This window comes from Sphingomonas sp. GW821-FHT02B09, assembly GCF_059421875.1.
This window is the reverse complement of the sequence record NZ_JBWKVV010000008.1, coordinates 1-20,284: the sequence shown is the minus strand read 5'-3', so window position 1 is coordinate 20,284 and position 20,284 is coordinate 1. Positions and strand designations below refer to the sequence as shown.

20 protein-coding genes and 1 riboswitch are annotated in these 20,284 nt (G+C 66.2%); of the genes, 10 read left to right on the top strand and 10 right to left on the bottom strand.

Annotated features, from left to right (window positions below):
* Positions 1–10 precede the first annotated feature (10 nt).
* Complete coding sequence (locus tag AC07U4_RS21035) at positions 11–1,153, top strand: glycosyltransferase family 4 protein (RefSeq protein WP_495197027.1); 1,143 nt, start codon at positions 11–13, stop codon at positions 1,151–1,153.
* A 59-nt stretch (positions 1,154–1,212) separates the two neighbouring features.
* The gene (locus AC07U4_RS21030; RefSeq protein ID WP_495196928.1) at positions 1,213–2,421 is read left to right on the top strand and encodes a CDP-alcohol phosphatidyltransferase family protein; all 1,209 of its coding nucleotides are present in this window, start codon (positions 1,213–1,215) and stop codon (positions 2,419–2,421) included.
* A 17-nt stretch (positions 2,422–2,438) separates the two neighbouring features.
* On the opposite strand, the gene AC07U4_RS21025 is transcribed toward AC07U4_RS21030, so the two are convergent.
* The 5 genes from AC07U4_RS21025 to AC07U4_RS21005 form a co-directional block, all read right to left on the bottom strand.
* Positions 2,439–3,311 (bottom strand): glycosyltransferase family 2 protein, encoded by an 873-nt coding sequence (locus tag AC07U4_RS21025; RefSeq protein WP_495196927.1) that lies wholly within the window; start codon positions 3,309–3,311, stop codon positions 2,439–2,441.
* 37 nt (positions 3,312–3,348) lie between these two features.
* Positions 3,349–4,464, bottom strand: coding sequence for a glycosyltransferase family 4 protein (locus AC07U4_RS21020; RefSeq protein WP_495196926.1), 1,116 nt, complete (start codon positions 4,462–4,464; stop codon positions 3,349–3,351).
* Positions 4,465–4,507: 43 nt separating this feature from the next.
* Complete coding sequence (locus AC07U4_RS21015) at positions 4,508–5,110, bottom strand: sugar transferase (protein WP_245640936.1); 603 nt, start codon at positions 5,108–5,110, stop codon at positions 4,508–4,510.
* Positions 5,111–5,403: 293 nt separating this feature from the next.
* Positions 5,404–6,534 (bottom strand): glycosyltransferase family 4 protein, encoded by a 1,131-nt coding sequence (locus AC07U4_RS21010; RefSeq protein ID WP_495196925.1) that lies wholly within the window; start codon positions 6,532–6,534, stop codon positions 5,404–5,406.
* A 69-nt stretch (positions 6,535–6,603) separates the two neighbouring features.
* On the bottom strand, positions 6,604–7,482 hold the full coding sequence (locus AC07U4_RS21005) for a glycoside hydrolase family 16 protein (RefSeq protein ID WP_495197026.1): 879 nt from the start codon (positions 7,480–7,482) through the stop codon (positions 6,604–6,606).
* 507 nt (positions 7,483–7,989) lie between these two features.
* Here AC07U4_RS21005 and AC07U4_RS21000 point away from each other — a divergent pair.
* The 3 genes from AC07U4_RS21000 to galU all read left to right on the top strand — a co-directional run bounded on the left by AC07U4_RS21000 (position 7,990) and on the right by galU (position 11,107).
* Positions 7,990–8,928, top strand: a complete 939-nt coding sequence (locus AC07U4_RS21000) for a glycosyltransferase family 8 protein (protein ID WP_052075853.1) — start codon at positions 7,990–7,992, stop codon at positions 8,926–8,928.
* Positions 8,929–9,191: 263 nt separating this feature from the next.
* A complete protein-coding gene (locus AC07U4_RS20995) occupies positions 9,192–10,094 on the top strand; it encodes a hypothetical protein (RefSeq protein WP_052075852.1) in 903 nt (300 codons plus the stop codon).
* A 140-nt stretch (positions 10,095–10,234) separates the two neighbouring features.
* Positions 10,235–11,107, top strand: coding sequence for a UTP--glucose-1-phosphate uridylyltransferase GalU (galU, locus tag AC07U4_RS20990; protein WP_041394046.1), 873 nt, complete (start codon positions 10,235–10,237; stop codon positions 11,105–11,107).
* A gap of 57 nt (positions 11,108–11,164) precedes the next feature.
* Here the strand turns inward: galU and rfbA are convergent, their stop codons facing one another.
* From rfbA to AC07U4_RS20975, 3 genes are all read right to left on the bottom strand, one after another.
* Complete coding sequence (gene rfbA / locus AC07U4_RS20985) at positions 11,165–12,100, bottom strand: glucose-1-phosphate thymidylyltransferase RfbA (RefSeq protein ID WP_495196924.1); 936 nt, start codon at positions 12,098–12,100, stop codon at positions 11,165–11,167.
* On the bottom strand, positions 12,097–13,170 hold the full coding sequence (gene rfbB, locus AC07U4_RS20980) for a dTDP-glucose 4,6-dehydratase (RefSeq protein ID WP_495196923.1): 1,074 nt from the start codon (positions 13,168–13,170) through the stop codon (positions 12,097–12,099). Before rfbB ends, rfbA begins: the two co-directional genes overlap by 4 nt.
* A gap of 161 nt (positions 13,171–13,331) precedes the next feature.
* Positions 13,332–14,747 (bottom strand): L-serine ammonia-lyase, encoded by a 1,416-nt coding sequence (locus AC07U4_RS20975; protein WP_495196922.1) that lies wholly within the window; start codon positions 14,745–14,747, stop codon positions 13,332–13,334.
* A 105-nt stretch (positions 14,748–14,852) separates the two neighbouring features.
* A riboswitch (glycine riboswitch) is annotated at positions 14,853–14,942 on the bottom strand.
* 352 nt (positions 14,943–15,294) lie between these two features.
* Between AC07U4_RS20975 and AC07U4_RS20970 the strand changes: the two genes are divergently transcribed.
* The 4 genes from AC07U4_RS20970 to AC07U4_RS20955 all read left to right on the top strand — a co-directional run bounded on the left by AC07U4_RS20970 (position 15,295) and on the right by AC07U4_RS20955 (position 18,783).
* On the top strand, positions 15,295–16,260 hold the full coding sequence (locus AC07U4_RS20970) for a replication initiator protein A (RefSeq protein WP_495196921.1): 966 nt from the start codon (positions 15,295–15,297) through the stop codon (positions 16,258–16,260).
* Positions 16,261–16,713: 453 nt separating this feature from the next.
* A complete protein-coding gene (locus AC07U4_RS20965; RefSeq protein WP_495196920.1) occupies positions 16,714–17,517 on the top strand; it encodes a helix-turn-helix domain-containing protein in 804 nt (267 codons plus the stop codon).
* Between the two features lie 322 nt (positions 17,518–17,839).
* Positions 17,840–18,502, top strand: a complete 663-nt coding sequence (gene parA, locus AC07U4_RS20960) for a ParA family partition ATPase (RefSeq protein WP_495196919.1) — start codon at positions 17,840–17,842, stop codon at positions 18,500–18,502.
* A complete protein-coding gene (locus AC07U4_RS20955) occupies positions 18,499–18,783 on the top strand; it encodes a ribbon-helix-helix domain-containing protein (RefSeq protein ID WP_041394038.1) in 285 nt (94 codons plus the stop codon). Before parA ends, AC07U4_RS20955 begins: the two co-directional genes overlap by 4 nt.
* 391 nt (positions 18,784–19,174) lie before the next feature.
* Here the strand turns inward: AC07U4_RS20955 and AC07U4_RS20950 are convergent, their stop codons facing one another.
* On the bottom strand, positions 19,175–19,330 hold the full coding sequence (locus tag AC07U4_RS20950; RefSeq protein ID WP_495196918.1) for a hypothetical protein: 156 nt from the start codon (positions 19,328–19,330) through the stop codon (positions 19,175–19,177).
* A 161-nt stretch (positions 19,331–19,491) separates the two neighbouring features.
* Positions 19,492–19,806, bottom strand: coding sequence for a hypothetical protein (locus AC07U4_RS20945; protein WP_495196917.1), 315 nt, complete (start codon positions 19,804–19,806; stop codon positions 19,492–19,494).
* Positions 19,807–20,075: 269 nt separating this feature from the next.
* Between AC07U4_RS20945 and AC07U4_RS20940 the strand changes: the two genes are divergently transcribed.
* Positions 20,076–20,213: a hypothetical protein gene (locus AC07U4_RS20940; protein ID WP_495196916.1), complete on the top strand. Its 138-nt coding sequence runs from the start codon at positions 20,076–20,078 to the stop codon at positions 20,211–20,213.
* The last annotated feature ends 71 nt before the right edge of the window (positions 20,214–20,284 follow it).

The following is a 20,284-nucleotide window of genomic DNA, read 5'->3' as shown; positions in this document are numbered from 1 at the left end:
CCCCGTGCCGATGCCGACGATCTGTATCGACTGCCGCTATATCGGTCCCCGGCCGAGCGGCATCGCCGAGGTGGTGCGCGGCCTGATCGACCACGTGCCGGCGCTGGCGCCGGACCTGCGCTTCCTGCTGCTGCGCCACCCCGCGCATCGCGGCCGGCTGAGCGACGCGCCCAACGTGGTCGAGCAGCGGGTGTGGCAGGCGGCCAATGGTCCGGCGACGATGTGGTGGCTGCCCGAGGTGGTCGATCTGTCGCAGGTCGACCTGTTCCACGCCACCTTCAACATCATGCCGGCGGGCCTGCCGATGCCCTGCCTCGTGACGATCCACGACATCATGCGGCTGACGCATCCCGCCTGGTGCCGTACCGGCCTGCGCGGCGAAGTGGAGCGGCTCTTCTACGGCCACGGCCTGCGCCGCGCGATCCGCACCGCCGATGCGATCGCGGCGATCAGCACGGCGACCGCGACGCAGCTCGCCGCTTATGATCCGGACGTGGCGGCGCGAACGACGGTGACGCTGTCGGGCGTCTCCGATCATTTCCGGCCGGTCGCACCGGACCCTGCGGCGCTGGCGGCGCTCGGGCTGACACCCGGGCGCCCCTTCGTGCTGACCGTCGGACAGGACGCGCCGTACAAGAACCACGAAGGCGCGATGCGCGGCTTTGCCGCCGCCTTCGCCGACGATCGCGGCATCGATCTGGTCATGGTGCAGCGGCGTGGTGCGGGGCGGGTACGGCTCGAAAGCCTGGCGCGAGCGCTCGGTATCGACGAGCGGGCCCACTTCCTCCCCGTCGTCGGCAGCGATGCGCTGGTGACGCTGTACGGCGCCGCACGGGTGCTGCTGCATCCCTCCTTCGCCGAAGGCTTCGGCAATCCCGTCGCCGAGGCGATGGCGAGCGGCTGCCCGGTCGTCACCAGCATGACCTCGTCGATGCCGGAGGTCGCGGGGGGTGCGGCGCTGCTTGCCGATCCGCACGACATCGGGTCGATCGCCGACCGGCTGCTGGCGGTGGTGCGTTCGCCCGCTCGCGCCGAACGGATGCGGGCCGCCGGCCTGACGCGGGCGCGGGCGCTGCGCTGGCGTAATTTCGCCGCGGCCAATCTGACGCTCTACCGCCGATTGCTGGCAGACGCCCCGGTCCGGCGGTTTTGACCAAGGTTTTGCTGCCGCCGTTCCGTCAACCCAGCGACGCACCAGCGGGAACGAGCGACTTGCCCCAGATCATCCTTGTCTTTTCGAGTGCGGCGACCGCGGAATATCGCGTCGCCGGCATTCCCGCCGCGGCCCGCGCCGCGCAGGCGATCGCCGGGATCGCGGAGCAGGACGGCATCCGCCGGTGTTCGATCGTCGTCGACGAACCATGGGTCCCCGGCGACGCGCTGCTGGCGGAATGCCGGCGTCTGGCGCCGGATCTCCGGCTCGGTTTCGCGATCGTACCTTCGGACGACGAGAGGCTGACCGTACGCGGCGAGACGTTCGTCGCGGCATTGGCGCAACGGCATAGCGGTCCCGGGCGCGAGAACGTGCTCCCGGCGCTGTTCGACGCCTGCGTCAAGGACCGGGTATCGCTGTCGTCCGCGCTCCTGCCGCAGGCGGCGGCCTTCAAGCTGCTCCGCCGCGCGAGCCGCGACGTGCTCGCCGCGACCGGCAAGGGCGGCGACGGCATCGTGTCCCGCTACATCAACCGCCCGATCTCGCGGGCGATCAGTCATCAGTTACTGCGCATCCCGGCCGTCACCCCGTTCCATGCCAGCCTCGGCACCGCTTTGCTGGGTCTGGCGATGGCGTTCGCCCTGTTCCTCGGCGACGGTACCGGGCTGATCCTGGGGGCCTTGCTGTTCCAGGCCGCCTCGATCTTCGACGGCGTCGACGGCGAGATCGCGCGCGCGACCTATCGCACGTCGGAACTCGGCGCGACGCTGGACAGCGTCATCGATGCCTTCACCAACCTGGCGTTCATCACCGGCGTGACCGTCAATGTCGCCATGGCCGGCGACGTGACGAGCGCGGTTGCGGGCGGCATCGCACTGGTCACGCTGGCCGCCGGCCTCCTGCTGATCGGCAGACATGCGAGCGCGATGGGCGAGGCGATGAACTTCGACGTCATCAAACGGCAGCTGCGCAACGGCCGACGCACGTCGCGGCTTACCGAGTTCTTCATTCATCTGACGATGCGGGATTTCTTCGCCGCGGCCTGTGCGCTGATGATCGTCGCGGGGTTCACCGACATCTTGCTCATCGCCTTCGCGGTGATCGCTCTGGGCTGGTTTTCGGTAACCGCGCTGGTCCTGTCGAGGCTGAGGCGGACGACGCGGGGCGGCATGACCATGATCGCGGCGGCACGACGCGCCGAGCCCTGCGCCCTCGCCCCGGCCAGCCTCGCTTTCCCGCAGAGCGGCACGGCCATCCGCAGGGACTGAGCCGCCGCTCGCCGTTCCTAGAAGTCGAGGATCCGGTCCGGGCGCAGCTTGCCGGTCAGCAGATCCTTCACCGCGCGCCAATTGCCCGCGACGCGGCCCTTGCGATCGACCCACGGCTCGGGGGTGAATGCCTTGACGTGGTTGCTGCCGACGTTGCGCATCATCAGCCACAAGGCGTCGCTTGGCGCCATGGTCCCCTTGCGGATGAGATAGAGCGGGTTGGCGACCTGCGAATAGCCGAGGCGCATGCCCGGGCTGCGACCGCCCTTGACCCCCTGGTGCACCCCGACGAAGCCGTGCGTGCGTTCCACGCGGCCGCGGCTGCGCAACCGCCGTGAGAAGTCGACGTCCTCCTGCCAGGCATAGAGCGGCAGCTTTTCGTCGAAGCGGACGTCGCCGATCGCCGCGCAGCGGAACGCCATGTTGCAGCCATAGGTGCCCATGGCCTTGATCAGCGAGGTATCGATCGGCGGATCCTCGGCATCATAGGCCTCGACCATCGTCGTCGCCGTCTCGTAGTCGACGCCGGCGCTATGGATGCCGTCGGCGAGCAGCTGCCCGCTGGTGCCGACCAGATCGGGATGCGCCGTGAACACCGCGGCGATCCCCTCGATGCAGCGCCGGCTCGGCACGTAATCGTCGTCGAAGAAGGCGACCACGTCGGGCGCGCTGGTCAGCGCATCGAGCCCCGAGTTGCGCTGGTGGCACGAGCCCTTCGGTCCGCGCAGCACCTTGACCGACGGATCGGCGAAGCCCGCCGGAATGTCGGCGTCCGAGGCGATCGAGAAGATGATCTCGCTCGGCGTCAGCGTCTGGCGGCGGGCATGGTCGACCCAGCGGGCGAGCTCGACCGGGCGGCCGACGCTGGCGATGACGATGGCGACCTTCATCGGGCGTTCCTTGACTGGCCAAACAGGGTGTGCGGGCTCATGCGCGCTGCCCCGGCAGGCAGCGGCGCAGCGCGTCGACCAGCAGGTCGCCGGCGCGTGCCCAGGTGAAGGTGGCGGCCTGCGCCGCGCCGGCCTCGCTCATCCGCGCGCGCAATGCGGGATCGTCGCGCAGGCTGCGGATCTGCGTCCGCCATGCCTCGGGCTGGTCGGGGTCGGCGTAGAGCGCCCCCTCCCCGCAGGCTTCGGGCAGCGCGCCGCACGGTGCGACGACCGCCGGGGTGCCGAGGATCATCGCCTCGAGCGGCGGCAGGCCGAAGCCCTCGGTCGTCGAGGGCATCGCGAAACACAAAGCGGTCTCGAGCAGGCCGCGCAGCTCGCCGTCGTCGATCATGCCGGTGAACAGCACGTCGTCGGGCAGGAAGGGATAGGCCGTGCGTATCTCGTCGGCGCTCGCCTTGCCGAGCAGCACCAGCCGGACGTCGCCCATCGCGTCGTCGGCGAAGGCGCGCAGCAGCACCGCGATGTTCTTGTGCGGCTGCGTCGTCGCCAGTGCGACGACATAGCGGCGCTCGGTAAGCGCGAGGCGGCGGACGGCGCCGGCATCGCTGGCGAAGCCGAGGATATGGTCGACGCCGTTGGGGATCACCGTGATCGTCTCGGCGCGCGCGACCTTGTGATCGACGAGCTGCTGCTTGGAGAAATGCGAGACGGTCAGGATCTGCAGGTTGCGGCGGCCAAGCCGCGGCAGCAGGAAGCGATACCAGCGCACGAAGGCGGACGAATAGGATTGCGGCGCGGTATAGACCTGCGCGTCGTGGATCATCGTGATACCGCGCGCCGCGGCGAGCGGCCCGACGTTGGAGAGCGACAGGATGACGTCGCCCCTCCCCTGCCGCGGCAGCGTGAACTGTTCCCAGATCTGGCCGCCGCGACGACCGGCCTGATGCACCGGCAGGCCCGCGATCGTCGCCGCGACATCGCCGCGCGGCGCCTCGACCTGCACCCCGGCGGGGAACAGACGCAGCAGCTCGTCGCGGCGCGCGCCCAATTGGTGGAGCAAGGCGGTGGCAACGCGCTGGACGCCGGTCGGCCGGGCATAGAGGAACCGCCCGTTGACGAGCAGCCGCCCCGCCCCCGCGGGTCCGCCGGTCATGTCCTTGCGCAATCCGTTCCCCCTTTTCGCGTCCGTCGCGGCTCTAGCGGCTGCCCTTGGCCGCCAGCACCGCAGGCACCGTCATCATCATGATCTTGATATTGAGCCCGAGCGAACGATGCTTCGAATAAGCGACGTCGAGCGCGACGCGGCGCCGGTAGGTCGTGTCGCTGCGCCCGCTGACCTGCCACAGGCCGGTGATGCCCGGCCGCACCCGGCAATAATCCTGGAAGCGGCGGCCGTAGCGGACCACTTCGGCGTTCACGATCGGCCGCGGTCCGACGATGCTCATCGTGCCGTTGATCAGGTTGAAGAACTGCGGCAGCTCGTCGAGGCTGCTCTTGCGCAGGAAGCGGCCGAGCGGGGTGATGCGCGGGTCGTTGCGCAACTTGTGGTCGCGCGCCCATTCGGCGCGCGCGGCGGGATCGTTGGCGAGCAATTGCTCGAGCCGGTCGGTCGCGTCGACCACCATGGTGCGGAACTTGAGGCAGCGGAATTCGCGCCCGTTCCGCCCGATCCGCGGCTGCGCGAAGATCAGCGGTCCGGGATCGCTAGCATAGATCGCGATCGCCAGACCGATCAGCAAAGGAGCAAAGACGATGATGGCGATGATGCCAACGACAAGATCGAGCATGCGCAGGATCATCTCGTTAACATGATTTTCGGATGGGCGATCGGACACGCGCGGTTCACCGCCCCTTTCCTGGGTTAGATACATAACGACAACCCCTTCACCAGCCCAATCGCACCGCGCCCGTTGCGGTAAGGTTAATACCGCCGAAATAATTCGCGCGCCACTCGGCATCATGGCCGGTTTTGCCGCCGCTACATCATACCATCCTGATAACGGTAGATAATTCCATCACAAGTGTGCCCAGATCGGCACAGATGGCCGATGCGGCCTGTCTCACGTCGGGAAATGCGCGGTCCCGTGCCCGATCATGCGACCGCCGCTTGCCGACGCCCAACAGGCGATCGCGTCTCACCGACAAGTGATTGGGAAATCTCGACATGGCGGCGTGCGAAGGCGTAGGAGCTGAGCCCGTCCGGCCCCATCCGGTGCTGCGCGGCGACCGCCTGGGCGTAGCGCTTCTCGGGGTCCGACAAGAGCCCGTCGATCGCCCGCTCGAGCCCGTCGACATCGCCACTGGCATAATAAGTTACCGCATCTGCATCGAAATAATCGCGCAGCCCGCCGACGTCGCTGGCGATCGCAGCGACGCCGTTGAGCGCCGCCTCCTGCAGGACGGTGATCCCTGAGGCATGGGCGTTGGGCGACAGCGGCACGATCGCGATCGTCGCCTGACGATACAGCGCCTTGAGGTCGTCGTTATTGTCGACCCCGGCGATCTCGACATTGGCGATCCCCTCGGCGAGCGCCGCGGGACATTTGGTCGAGACGATGCGCAGCCGCCAGTCGGGATGGCGCGCCACCGCCTGGATCAGCGTCGGCCAGTCGCGATGCACGTCGTTGCCGACCGCGATGATCCGCTGCGGATCGCCCGCCTGACCGCGCACGGGCGGCGTCTGCTCGCTCGCGTTGATCCCGAACAGCACCAATTCGCTCGGCCGGTCGGCGAGGCGCTGGCGCGCCATCTCGAGATTTTCCTGCGAATGGAAGGTAAGCATGTCGGCACTGCGCATCAGCCGTCGGTAATAGGCACGGCGCAGACCCGACAACCGGTCCCAGCCATCCATCAGCCAGACGCTCTGCGCGAGCAGCTTGGGCCGCTCGGCCGGCGTGAGCCGCTGCAGCGCGAACACCTGGCTGACCGCGAGATGCTGCGATTCGGTGTGCGTCCAGACGACATCGGCCGCGCGCATCGCCCGGCGGTTGCGCCAGGCGTGCAGGACATCGAAGCCGAGCACGGCGCGCAGCCCGAGCCGCACCAACCGGCCCAACCGGCCTTCGGGATGATCGACCGACTTGGTCATCGCCTCGACCATCGGCATGGCATGGCGATAGCCATAAGGGTCGCGTTCGTTGACGCCGATCAGCTCACCGCTGTCGAACCTGCGACCCCACCGATCCTCGCCGAAGCCATAGGCCAGGTGGACATGAACCTTCATGATCATCGTCCTATCTCAATCTCTTGGCAGCGAACTTACCATCGCGACATTGCAAATCACTGACGGGGCTCACGGGCGGGGGCGTTTGACATAGGCGCGCACGTAATCGACCGTCATCGCGCGATCGTCGGGCATCTTGTCGATCGGCCAGCCGCCACCCGCGCCCAGGTTGAGGAGCAGCATCTTGGGCTTCAGATACTCGGGGGCCGACGCGAAGCAGGCGACCGAGCGGCCGTCGAGGAAGACGTTGATCGCATCCTTCTCGACGCTGACGCCATAGCGATGCATCCCCGTGGTCAGCGAATCCGGCGGCACCCGCACCACCTTGGGGCCTTGGTCGCGGCTCTTGCCGTCGGTCCACAGATGCGTGGTGGCGAGGAAGGTGGCGGGATCGCGGCCGTAATGTTCGAGCACGTCGATCTCCGGCGTCGTCTCGCCCTTCTTGCCGAGCGAGCCGAGCCAGAACGCCGGCCAGACGCCGTCGCCTTTGGGCAGGATCGCGCGCATCTCGAAATAACCGGTGTGCTGCAGGAAGCCGCGGCCCTGTGCGTCGCTCGACGACAACAGTCCCGAATGCCATTTGCCCTGCGCGTCGCGCTTCATGTGGATGGTCAGAAGACCGTCGCGGACCGAGAAGGGGAAGCCCGGCTGCGGATCGACGAAGGTCGAGGAGCCGAAATCGCCGTTCCACGGCGTATGCGCGGTCCAGCGCGTGCCCGGGCCGCGCGCGGAGACGTCGAGCGTGTCGAACGGTTCGTCGAAGGTCTGGCGATACTGGCGCAGATCGATCGTCGCGGCGCATCGGGGCAGCGGCGTACAGGCGGCGGTGGTGGCCAGCGTCAGCGCCGCGCAGCCGGTCATGCCGGCCGAAAGCAAACGGCTGCGCTCGGCGTGCGTACGGACCGAACGCGTGCGGTCGATGTGGGTCCTGGGCAGGAATGGGATCATGGCCACCTTTGCCTTCCATCGTTGGGGAGCAGCGTGCCGGCCCTTTGCGGGCCATCGCCGGGTTTCTTGCCCGGCTGGCAACCTCGATACGCCGCATCGTCGTCGCGGTCGGCGCCATCGTCCGGTGCGCCGCGCGTCTACGCACCACCGCGCCAGTCGATCCGACGGTTAACGCAACGGTCAGACTTTCTTTAAGCCAGTCCGCGGTCCGGCGCTACCCATCGCGCCCCACGTCCGATTTTGGCACAGGAGAATTGACCTATCCGCTATCTCCCGCCGGCCGCGGAAAATAATACGCCGATATGAAGGCTCGATGAGCCACGTCGTTCCCTTCCCTCCCTTACCGCGGGTCGCGACATCCGTTATGCCGGCTGCACTGAGGGAGGAGGCTAGCGTCTTGAGTGACTGCGAAAAATGTCACCAGCGGCGCGGCACGGACATCGGTTCCACGAACGTATTGACGGCGGTCGGTCGTCCGTCACACAGAGTGGCCGCAAAGGAATTTACGTGACTGTCAATTCTTCCCCGCCGCGATCGTGCATTTGCTACATAGCGAACCAGGGGTATCTGTTCCAATCGCTGGTCAGCGCAATACAGGCGCGGCAGTTTTCGCCGGCGCATTGGGATGTCATCGTCTACGATCTGACCCGCGAACCGGGCGAGGAAAGCCGCCGCATCGCGCATGTCTGCGCGGCCAAGGGGATTGCGTATCGCTGGGAGGACCCGGCCTTCCTCGGCGATCTGCACATCATGAACGCACGCCTGTTCCTCGATCAGCTGCTGCCGGCCGACTATGCGGAAATCCTCTATCTCGACGGCGATACGCAGGTCGTCGGCGACCTGACCCCGCTGCTCGACTTCCAGCCGCAGGACGGCGGGTTGTGCGCGGTGCGCGACCCGATGATCTATCTCAGTGGCATCGCCCGGCTGCGCGGCGATTTCGAGGATGAGATCACCGCATTCGGCGAGAATTACGTCAACAGCGGCGTGTTCCGGGTCAACCGGGCGAGCTGGGCGGCGATCTCGCGCGAGGCGCTGGCGCAAATCGGTGCGGCGTCCAGCGCGCTGCACTTCGAGGATCAGACGATCATCAACCGGGTCACCGACGGGCGCCGTGATTACGCCTCGATCCGGTGGAACTTCCCGGGGTTCGTGCTTGGTTACGGCATCGACACCATCGCCCCCCCGGCGATCGTCCATTTCATGTCCAATCCACGCCCGTGGCAGGGTGCTTATGCGCCGTGGGGACGGTCGTGGCACAAGCCCTATCTCGCCATTGCCCGCGAGTTCCCCGAGATCAGGGAATATTGTGCGGCGCTAGATCTGCGCCGGCGCGCCGCCTACAAAGTCAAGCAGATCGCCAAATCCTATCTCGAACGGCGGCTGTGGAACGAGCCTGAGTTGCTGGATCATATCCGCCGGCTGGAATTGCAGGCCGCGGTCTGATCGCCGCACCGGCAAGACGATGCGGCCATGGCGAAGACGCGACTGTTCAGCAACCATATTACACAATTCGCCGTGCAGTGTGGCAATGCGGCCATCGTCCCGCCGGAATGCTTAAGTGGGACGGTCGGCATGCGTCAGGATGCTGGATTGATACGATGAAATGCGCTACCCGACGCCGATAAAGCGCCCGACCCCGGCGGAATTGCCGCGACGTACGCCCTGCGGAGACACGGGAGCATCATGCATTCCAGGACTGCCCATTGATGCTTGGCCCGGCAAATTCGAAAAATTTGGTCATCACGCGGGCGGGACCGAAAAGTCTGCACGAGCGCTGGCTCGCGCCTGCCTCCGCGCGCGACTTCGATCTGCTCGTCGCCTCCTTCGATCCCAACAGCCGCCCGCTTGACGCGGCGGGCACATTCCACCGCTTCATCCCCGGCACCAAGGTGCAGGGCTGGCGTGCGACGCTGTCAGACAATAGCGATTTCATCGCCCAATATGACTATGTCGCGCTGATCGACGACGACATCGACACCGATGCCGACAGTCTCAGCCGGCTGTTCGCGCTCGGCGCGGCGGAGGGGTTCACGATCTTCCAGCCGAGCCTGACCTGGGACAGCTATTTCACCTACGCCGGCACCGCGCGCAATCCGTCCTTCACCTTCCGCGAGGTGAATTACATCGAGATGATGGCGCCGTTTTTCGCGGCGCGTGCGCTGCGTGAGGTCGCGCCGCTGTTCGACTACGGCTGGGAAAGCGGCATCGACCTGGTCTGGGGCAGCGCGCTGCCGCCCGAGGACCGGCGCTTCGCGATCGTCGACGCCATCCCGATCCGCCACACCCGCCCGGTCGGCGCGCTGAAGGAGGCGAACGGCTTCATCAACCGCGGCTATGAATCGGATATCGACGCGGCGCTGGGTCATTTCACGATGCCCTGGCCGAGCTTGGTCGCTACCTCGGGCGTGACCGCTGCGGGACAAAGGGTCGGCCGCTGGGGGCTCGCCTGGCGCGTTTTGGCGCTGCTCACTTTGCCCTTCCGGACGCCGACGCCCAGGGCGTTCCGCCGCACCTTCGACCATATCCGCCATCAATGGATGCGTCGCCCCGCCTATGCCGAGGAGGTCCGCGGCCTGCTCGCGCACGATGCCGCCGGCCGGCTGCGCTGAGCCGGCATCCCGCCTGCGCCGGGTCGCGACCGATCCGGTACGAATGGGTGGATGACTGTATTTCCTCTGTCTTCATAACATTCTAGACCCCCGGGCGACGGTGGTCTCGACCGCCTCCACAGCAATCGATGGGACCAGTCATGACGATCAAGCGCGTACGCAAAGCGGTGTTTCCGGTAGCCGGGCTCGGCACGCGGTTCCTTCCCGCGACCAAGGCGATGCCCAAGGAGATGCTGACCGTCGTCGACAAGCCGCTGATCCAATATGCGGTCGAGGAAGCGCTCGAGGCGGGGATCGAGCAGATCATCTTCGTCACCGGCCGCGGCAAGGGCGCGCTCGAGGACCATTTCGACATTTCCTACGAGCTCGAGGACACGATGCGCGCGCGCGGCAAGTCGCTCAGCGTCATCGAGGGCATCCGCCAGAAGCCCGGCTCGCCGGTCTACGTCCGCCAGCAGGAACCGCTCGGCCTCGGCCATGCAGTATGGTGCGCGCGCGAGATCGTCGGCGACGAGCCGTTCGCGGTGCTGCTCCCCGACGAGCTGATGGTCGGCAAGCCCGGCTTCATCGCGCAGATGGTCGAGGCCTATAATCAGGTCGGCGGCAATATCGTCGGCGCGCTCGAGGTCGCCGACAGCGAGACTGACAAATACGGCATTATCTCGCCCGGCGCGATCGATGGCCGCCTCACCGAGGTGAAGGCGCTGGTCGAGAAGCCCAAGCAGGGCAGCGCGCCGTCCAACCTGATGATCCCCGGCCGCTACATCCTCCAGCCCGAGGTGATGCGCATCCTTGAGAGCCAGGAAAAGGGTGCAGGCGGCGAGATCCAGCTCACCGACGCGATGGCGCAGCTGATCGGCCAGCAGCCGTTCCACGGCTTCACCTTCGACGGCGAGCGCTACGATTGCGGCGACAAGGCGGGCTATATCCAGGCCAATCTCGCCCTCGCCCTCGCCCGCGCCGACATCGGCCCGAGCGTGCGCAGCTTCGCCGAGGGGCTGCTCGCCAAGTAAGATGATCGACAGGCCGACGTGTAGACATGTCGGCCTATCGATCATGTGTTTTTCGGCTCAGCCTCTGCGCCTGTCATCAGCGCGGCGTTCGCCAAACGGTAGCGGTGCGTACGCTTCCTCTTCGATCGCCGTCAGGATCGCGCGACCATAGGCTGTTTTGGCAAGCGCCCTGCCCTGTTCCGCGGCTGCCTCGGCCGTGATGAATCCTTGCAGGAAAGCGATCTCCTCCAAGCAGGCGATCTGGATACCTTGGCGATGCTGAATGGTGCGGACGAATTCGGCCGCCTCCAGCAGGCTGTCGTGGGTGCCGGTGTCGAGCCAGGCGAAGCCTCTGCCCATCGGTTCGACATGGAGCGTGCCAGCCTCCATATAGCGCCGCGCCAGATCGGTGATCTCCAACTCCCCGCGTGGCGAAGGGGTTAAGCCGACGGTATGATCGCAAACCTGGGCATCAAAGACGTAAAGCCCGGTGATCGCATGGTTGGAGCGCGGGCGTTCCGGCTTCTCCTCGATGGAAACAGCGCGACCGTCCGCGTCGAAGGCGATGACGCCGTAACGTTGGGGATCCTCCACTCGATACGAAAATATCGTGGCACCGCCCTTGCCTGCCTCCGCACGGGCGACCGCCCGCCGCAGCATTGGTCCCAAGCCATTGCCGAAGAAGATATTGTCGCCAAGAATTAGTGTGACCGGCTCGCTCGCAATCCACTCGCGGCCAATGGTAAACGCCTGGGGCAGGCCTTCGGGACGTTGCTGCTCGGCATAAGCAATCTGGAGGCCAAGCCGAGACCCATCATCGAACAATGTTCGATAATGCGATAGATATTCGGGACTCGAGATGATCAAAACCTCGCGGATGCCCGCGAGCATCAGCGCAGATAGCGGGTAATAGATCATTGGCTTATCGTAGACCGGCAGCAACTGCTTGTTGACGACCAACGTTGCAGGATGGAGCCGCGTGCCGGTGCCGCCGGCGAGAATGATGCCCTTCATGCCGAACGCTCCATTTGTCCATTCAGCCCGCGTCGCACGTCTGCCGCTTGCCTATCGACCAGTGGCTGCCACCAAGCTGCGTTGTCGAGATACCAGCGGATCGTCATTTCCAGGCCGCTTTCGAAACTCTCCTGTGGCACCCAGCCCAGTTCGGCACGGATGCGGGTAGCGTCGATCGCATAGCGCTGATCGTGACCCGGACGATCGGCAACGAAGCCGATCTGTTCGGCGTAGGAGCCTCCCTTCTCGCGCGGCCGCAGTCGATCAAGCGTCGCACAGAGTGTTTCGACCACGTCGATATTCCGTCGCTCGGCGCTGCCGCCGATATTGTAGCGGCGCCCCGGGACGCCACGTTCGAACACCGCTTGCAATGCGCGGACGTGATCCTCGACGAACAGCCAGTCGCGCACGTTTTCGCCGCGCCCGTAGACAGGCAAGGTCTCTCCCGCCATGGCCTTGACGATCATCAACGGGATCATCTTTTCGGGAAAATGATAGGGGCCGTAGTTGTTCGAGCAATTGGTGACGAGCACCGGCAGGTCATACGTATGGCCCCAGGCACTGACCAGATGATCGGATGCCGCCTTTGACGCCGAATAGGGCGAGCGCGGATCATAGGGCGTCTCTTCGGTGAATGCACCGGTAGGCCCCAACGAACCGAACACCTCGTCGGTCGAAATGTGATGGAAGCGGAAGGCCGCCCGATCGGTTTGTGAGAGGCCCTGCCAATAGGCACGCGCGGCGGTAAGCATCGTGAAGGTGCCGACGACGTTGGTCTGTACGAAGGCGCCAGGGCCATCGATCGATCGGTCGACATGGCTCTCGGCGGCCAGATGGGTGATCACGTCCGGGCGGAAGTCGTGGATCGCGGCGCCGACGGCCGCCGCATCGCACACGTCGGCATGGACGAAACGATAGCGGGGATCGTCGGCGATCGGCGCGAGGGCGGTCAGCGTACCGGCATAGGTCAACGCATCGAGGTTCAGCACCTCGTGCCCGGTGTTGCGGATCAGGTGGCGGACCAACGCCGAGCCGATGAAGCCGGCTCCCCCGGTGACGAGAATACGCATGGCTTGTGCCTAGCTGCAAAGGGTTAACAGGCACATCTAGGCTACGACATGTCGCCGTGTCGACATGTCGGATTGCATAGGGATCGACGATTAGGTTTGTCGATGTGCATTCCGCTCAAGTCGCACATGCTTGGATGTATGGCTGTCGACACGCCGACACGTCAACATTCCACCACGTTGACGGCGAGCCCGCCGAGGCTCGTCTCCTTGTATTTCGAGCGCATGTCCTCGCCGGTCTGGCGCATCGTCTCGATCACCGCGTCGAGGCTGACGACGTGGCTGCCGTCGCCGCGCAGCGCGAGATAGGCGGCGTTGATCGCCTTCACCGCACCCATCGTGTTGCGCTCGATGCACGGGATCTGCACCAGCCCGCCGATCGGGTCGCAGGTGAGGCCCAGATTGTGCTCCATGCCGATCTCCGCGGCATTCTCGATCTGGCGGTTGCTGCCGCCGAGCACCGCGGCGAGCGCCCCCGCCGCCATCGAACAGGCGACCCCCACCTCCCCCTGGCACCCCATCTCCGCGGCTGAGATCGACGCGCGTTTCTTGTAGAGCATGCCGATCGCCGCGGCGGTGAGCAGGAAACGGCGCGCGCCCTCGTCGTCGGCGCCCTCGATCAGCGTCTCGTAGAAGCGCAGCACCGCGGGCAGCACGCCGGCCGCGCCGTTGGTCGGCGCGGTGACCACCCGGCCACCGGCGGCATTCTCCTCGTTGACCGCGAGCGCCCACAGGCTGACCCACTCGAACACCTCGGCGGGATTGCGGCCGGGCGTGTCGCCGGTGAGGCCCTGCTGGATCGCGCGAGCGCGGCGCCGCACCTTGAGGCCGCCGGGCAATATGCCCTCCTGCGCGATGCCGCGGTCGATGCACGCGCTCATCGCGGCGCGGACCGCGTCGAGGAAGGCGTCGGTCTCCGCGGGGCTGCGCCACGCCTCCTCGTTGGCGCGGACCAGCTCGGCGATCGACAGGCCGGTGGCATCGCCGAGCACGAGCAGATCGGCGCCCGAGCCGAACGGGTGGCGCACCGCGACATTGCCCGCGGCGAGCCGTTCGCCTTTGCGCAGGATCGCGCCGCCCCCGATCGAGAAATAGGTCTCGGCATAGGTTGCGCCATCGGCATAGCGGGCGGTGAAGGTCATGCCGTTGGGATGTTCGGGCAGGAAGTCGCGCGGGTGGAAGACGACGTCGTCGGGCGCGAAGGCGATGACGTGGCGGCCGGCGAGCGTCAGCCGCCGCTCGACGCGGATATCGGCGAGGATCGCCGGCGCGGCATCGGGATCGAGCCGCTCGGGCTCCCAGCCGGCGAGGCCGAGGATCGTCGCGGTGTCGGTGGCATGGCCGCGCCCGGTGAGCGCGAGGCTGCCGTAGAGATCGCAGGTGACGCCGACCGGAGCCCCCTGCCCTATCCCCTGCCCCGCGCCCTGTCCGAGCGCGCGCTGCCCGAAGTCGAAGGCGGCGCGCATCGGGCCGACGGTATGCGAGCTCGACGGGCCGATGCCGATCGTGAACAATTCGGCGACGCTGATCGGGCGATCGAGGTTGCGGTCGAGCGGCGCGGTGACGGGATCGGTGTGCATGCGGTCCTTCCGCCGGTCGCTGCCGGCCTGCATGCCCCATCTGTCCCTTGCGCCTGAGATCATTATCCCGTCGGCGGGCACCGGCTGGCGCCACTCTCCAGATGTCGTCGTCGATCGGTCCTTCTGCCTGAGAGTTTCCGGGGCGGTTGCTCCTTCGGCGCCGGGGCCAGCCCGGTCTCTCCCTGATCGACGTCGCGGACGGTATCATCGCCCCGCCACCGGTCAAGGGCACCGCACGCGCCCGTTCCATCCTGTCGAGCTATCGACATGTCGACAGATCGACCTCGTGGCGTCTGGCACCGCAAAAGATTCGAAGGACTTGGCAGTACAAGGTCGAGGCATAGACATGTCGACAATCCGACGCGTCGTACGGCATACGTCGGGCGCGGCGCCCGCTCCTGCCGGAGCCCGCCATGGGTCGGCGAAACCCGCCGCTCGCGCGCCATTTCCTACTCGAAAGCACGAATGGGACGGCGTCCAAGCCCATTTTCCCTCGGGAATCCCGTGTGGGGTGCCAAAAGTTCGTGCTTTCGAGTAGGAAATGATCATGGCCCGTTCCCCTGCCCCGACCCGCCCGTCCGCCAGCGCCGGTACCGTGCCGCACCGCGACCTGTTCACGCTCGACAGCCCGCTGCACGGCGAGATCCGCGGCGAGCGGTCGCTGATGGCCTTTCCCTTCTTCGCGCTGTCCAAGAACGCCTGGATGAAGCCGCTGACCTACGACCACGCCACCGTGTCGATCGAGGTGCGACCCTCGGCAAGCGGCGTCGCGACGATCTACGACAAGGAGATCGTGCTCTATATCGCCAGCCTGATGGCAGCGAAGCTCGAGGCGGGCGAGCACGTCGAGCAGGACTTCATCTTCACCGCGCACGATTTGTTTTCGGTCACCGGCTCCAACCACAGCGCGCGCTCCTACGGCCGGCTGTCGGAGGCGCTGGAACGGCTACAGGGTACGCAGATCAAGACCAACATCGAAGCGGGCGGGGAGGGGGAGGAGGGCTTCTTCTCGTGGCTCTCCGAAGCAAAACTCCATTATTCCAAGACGAAGAGCGGTGAGCGGCGGCTGAAGGCGGTCAAGGTGCGGCTGTGCGACTGGCTGTTCCGCGCGATCCTGCTCGATCGCCACGTGCTCGATTATGCCGCCGCTTACTTCCAGCTCGGGCCGATCGAACGGCGCATCTACGAGGTGGCGCGCTCGACCTGCGAGGAGGGCGGGCTCGACCTCGATCTCGCCACCTTCCGCCTGCAGATCGGCTATCAGAACCCGCTGTCGAACTTCAAGGCGGCGCTCAAGCAGATCGTCGCGACCGACGGCATCCCCGATTACCATCTCGAGCTGGTCGAGAGCGAGGCGGCCGAGGAGGAAGGCGCCGCCCCGCGCCGCGGCCGCAAGGCGCCGCAGAACCGGGTGGTGATCACGCCGCGGCCGCAGCCGGGGCAGGCGGTGCTGAGCGAGCATCGCACCATCGTCGAATCGGCCGTGGCAGAGGGAACCAATCCGGTCGGGTGATTCGCCGACGGCTGCGAATTGTTACTCGAAAGCACGAATGAATGCGGTGCATTCCTACTCGAAAGCACGAATGGCGGCGCGCCATTGTTACTCGAAAGCACGAATAGAAACGTCTATTCTACTCGAAAGCACGAACTTTTTCGGGCTAAATACTCGAAAGCACGAATCGTAAGCGCTTCCGCTGTTGGATCATTGCTGCAACAAGAATGACACGCGGTCATGTCGACCGCGGCGATGTTCATGGAGTGGCCGTGACCACATAAAGGAAAGCCCGGCACGAAGGCCGGGCATCCCAAGGAAATATTCGAGAGACCGGCGTCGCCAAACGTCGATCGGTGACTTTTCAACAGCTCACGTCTCCCGAATAGCTCCGAACCCGTTCCGGTTCAAGGATGCGCGTTTCGCGCCACGGTCTTTTTTGTCCTCGGTCCCGGCCCCGCAAGGGGATGGAAGATGACGGCGTTTACCCTCGGGGAGGCGAGCGCCCGCGTGCTCGCGCGGGCGGGCGACGGGCTGCGCGATCGATCATGCGCCCCGGCACGTACCCGCACACCCCACCGCACCGGTGCGCCGGTGCTGCGCGACAGTATCGAGGCGGGGACGTTCGAGGAGCTGTTCTTCGCGACGCCCGCCCCCGGCGAGACCGACCGGCTGCTGCGCGCCTGTCGCCGCACGCTCGACGCCGGCCGCCGGCTGCGCCGCGAAGAACGCGCCGGTACCCGCACGCTGAGCGCCACCGAGCGCAGCATCGCCGGGCTGACAGCAGCAGCAGTGCGCGTGTTCGAGGAATTGTGCACGCTCGCCCGGCTCAACCAGGGCCGCGTCTATCCGAGCTACGACTGGCTCGCCGAGGCGACCGCGCTCGGCCGCGCGACCGTCGCCCGCGCGCTGCACGCGCTCGAACGCTGCGGCTTCCTCGTCCGCCAGCGCCGGTTCAAGCGGGTGGAAGGGGAGGGGCCGCGCTATCGCCAGACCTCCAACGCCTATCGCCCGCTGCTGCCGGCGCGGGTGCTCGCCTATCTGCCGCGCTGGATGCGTCCCGCACCGCTGCCGGTCGATCACGAGCAGCATCGCGCCGTCGAGGCGGAGGCACATGAGATGATGCTGGCCAGCCTGTCCTGCCGGGACCGTGCCACGGCCAGCGTCGGCGGCATGCTGGGCAAGGTGCTCGCGTCGCTCGGCGCGGCGATCGACCGGGACATGGCGTCAGCGTGCGAGTCTCAAAACCATCCGCAACCCCTCATGAATCCTATTTAAATGGGACCAGCAGGGTTGGCCTAGACGGCCAACAGAACCGTCTGACGACCACGAAGGACCAACAGGAAACCAAAACAACCCAAGAATAAGACGAAAAGACAGGAGTGCCGGCTACGCCGTCACATGCTCCCTAGAAAGAGCAAGCGGTTCAGGGCGGTGATCCTCACCTTTGGCAGCGTGCGTCAAGGTGTCGACGGATCGACGGCCGTATCGTGTTCGTCGATTCCGCTGATCGCCCGGTCGGGCAGGGGGCTCGACGCGTCTATATGTCTATACGTCGAGGACTTGCCACGTCGGCATGTAGACATGTAGGGAGGACGACATGGCGACCATCGCGATCATCAGTCAGAAGGGCGGCGCGGGCAAGACGACGCTCGCGCTCCACCTCGCCGCAGCCGCGCAGGATGCCGGCCGCGTCGCGCTCATCATCGATACCGACCCGCAGGCGACCGCCAGCCAATGGGCGGCCTGGCGTGGGGAGGCGCCGCCCGAGGTGATCGACAGCCCGCCGCCACGGCTCGCCGCCAAGGTCGAGGCAGCGCGCGGGCAGGGGGCCGAGCTGATCGTCATCGATACGCCGCCCCATGCCGACAGCGCTGCCCGCGCCGCGGTCGAGGTCGCCGATCTCGTGCTGATCCCATGCCGGCCGAGCGCCTTCGACCTGTCAGCGATCCAGACCACCGCCAAGCTGGTGCAGCTGCTGCGCAAGCCCGCCTATGTCGTCTTCACCGCCGGCGCCCCCAATGCGCCGCGCGTCTACCAGGAGGCGGGCGAACTGGTCGAAGGCTTCGGCACGCCGCCTTGCCCGGTGCAGATCCCCGACCGCGCCGCCTATCGCCACGCGAGCGGGGAGGGGCGCACCGTCATGGAATATGAGCCCGACGGCAAGGCCGCCGAGGATATTCGACAGCTCTACGCGTGGACATGTCGACAGGTCGGCGTGCCGGTTGCTAAGGCCAAGACCCGCAAGAAGGTATCTGCATGAGCCGCAAGCCGAGTTTCGCCAATCTGCGCACCGTCAGCGCGCCGCCCGCCACCGTCGCGGCGCCGGCACCGGTCGCCGCTCCGACGCCACCCGCCGGTGCGGCAGGGCAGGGGCCGGCAAGCCGCCAGGGCCGCAAGCAGATCGCCGGCTTCTTCAGCCCCGAGATGTCGTTCGCGATGCATACCCTAGCGCGGCGGCAGGGCCGCAGCCTGCAGGCGCTGATGGCCGAGGCGTTCAACGACGTGCTGCGCAAGCACGGCGAGAGCCCGATCGGGGATTGAGCCGGTGAGCGCATTACCTCTTCTGTAGAACAAAGAACGGACACGCTTCTGCATGCCTTGCCCGTTGCAGTCTGCAATATTGTTTGCGCGGGGCAGGGCGTCAGAAGCGCAGTCTGATGCTGGTGGTCAAACTTTCCTGATGAATTTCGCGGTTCAGTGTGCGAAACTACCAAACTGAACAGATCGAGTCCCGTCAGACGATAGGCGAGGCCCGCCACAGCGGTGCCGACCAGATCATCCCGCGCTCGGCCTAATGCAGTCGGGCCGGGCCCGCCACCAGTATAGCCAGTGACTGCATCGGTACGGCTGCCCTTTGATCTAGTAGCGTTGACTAAGCGAAAACCAGGCCGAGATCGGCAAAGCCTGCGACGTGGCGATCGCGCGCCAAGTTTTAGCACGAAGGCGCTGCGAAGCCGCCGGTCATCGTCAGCGCTTCGATCTTGGAAAACGAGTAGAACGCCACCTGTGCCGCGTCGCTGCCGCCCAAAATCGTGATCGTGTTGCGACCGGCGCCGCCATCACTGACCCAGCGAACCGGCGCCGCCATCACTGACCCGGCGAAACGGCGGACAATGGTCAGGCGATTGTCGCCCCTGCCAAACTGAACCTAGCCGGTGGTCAGCGTGCTGCCCGCCAAGGCGACGAGGTTGGCACTGCCGATCACCCAGTCGAAGCCGTAGGTCCCTACGAGCGCCATAGCCATAGCCATTAGTGGTCAGCGTCGTAGAGTCGGCCCGCGCCAAAATAGAGGTCGTTGCCGCTGCTGCCGACGCCCTCGATAAATACGTCATTGCCCCCATCGAGCTTTACCGGACCAAGGATCGTAGGGTCGTTAGCAACCGTCTCGCTGGCATTGCTGCCGGTCAGCGCAATCGGGCCGCTGGTGGCGAGCGTCTGGCCAGACGCGACGCTGAACATGCCGCCGTTGACGCCGACCGTGTCGAACTTGAAACTGCCGAGGAGGACGTTGCCTTTGAGGCCGCGGTTATGGATTCCTTCATTGTCGTCGCCAAGCGCGATCATGCCTGTGTTAACGATGCAATCACCGGCATTGCCGAGAGTCTGGATCGCGCGCACGAGATGAAGCGCGCAGAGATAGATGGTGAGAGTCAGGGGAGGACAGAGTGGTGCCTGCGCTGCAGCGGATCGTGACGGCATTGTCGAGATCCAACGCGGCACGGACAAGGATCGCGGTGGACAGCGTACCGTCGCCTCGATCAAGCCTTCGCTGGCGTTGGTGATCTCTGCGATATCGCGGGCGCGAGATCCGCGAAGGGCGGCTGGAGGTGGCGATGCCCGAATGGAGCGTCGCGCCGCTCGGTCTCCACCTCATCACCCCGCCGAGCCCGTTGCGCCCGCGCCGCGTCACGGTGCTGATCGATCATCTCGCCCGGGCGCTGGCGAAAGCGCCGTGGGCGGTGGCATCCTAGAGCCGGTGATAGGCGCGATACCAGTCGACGAAGCGCGGCACGCCGACGTCGATCGTCGTGGTCGGCCGATA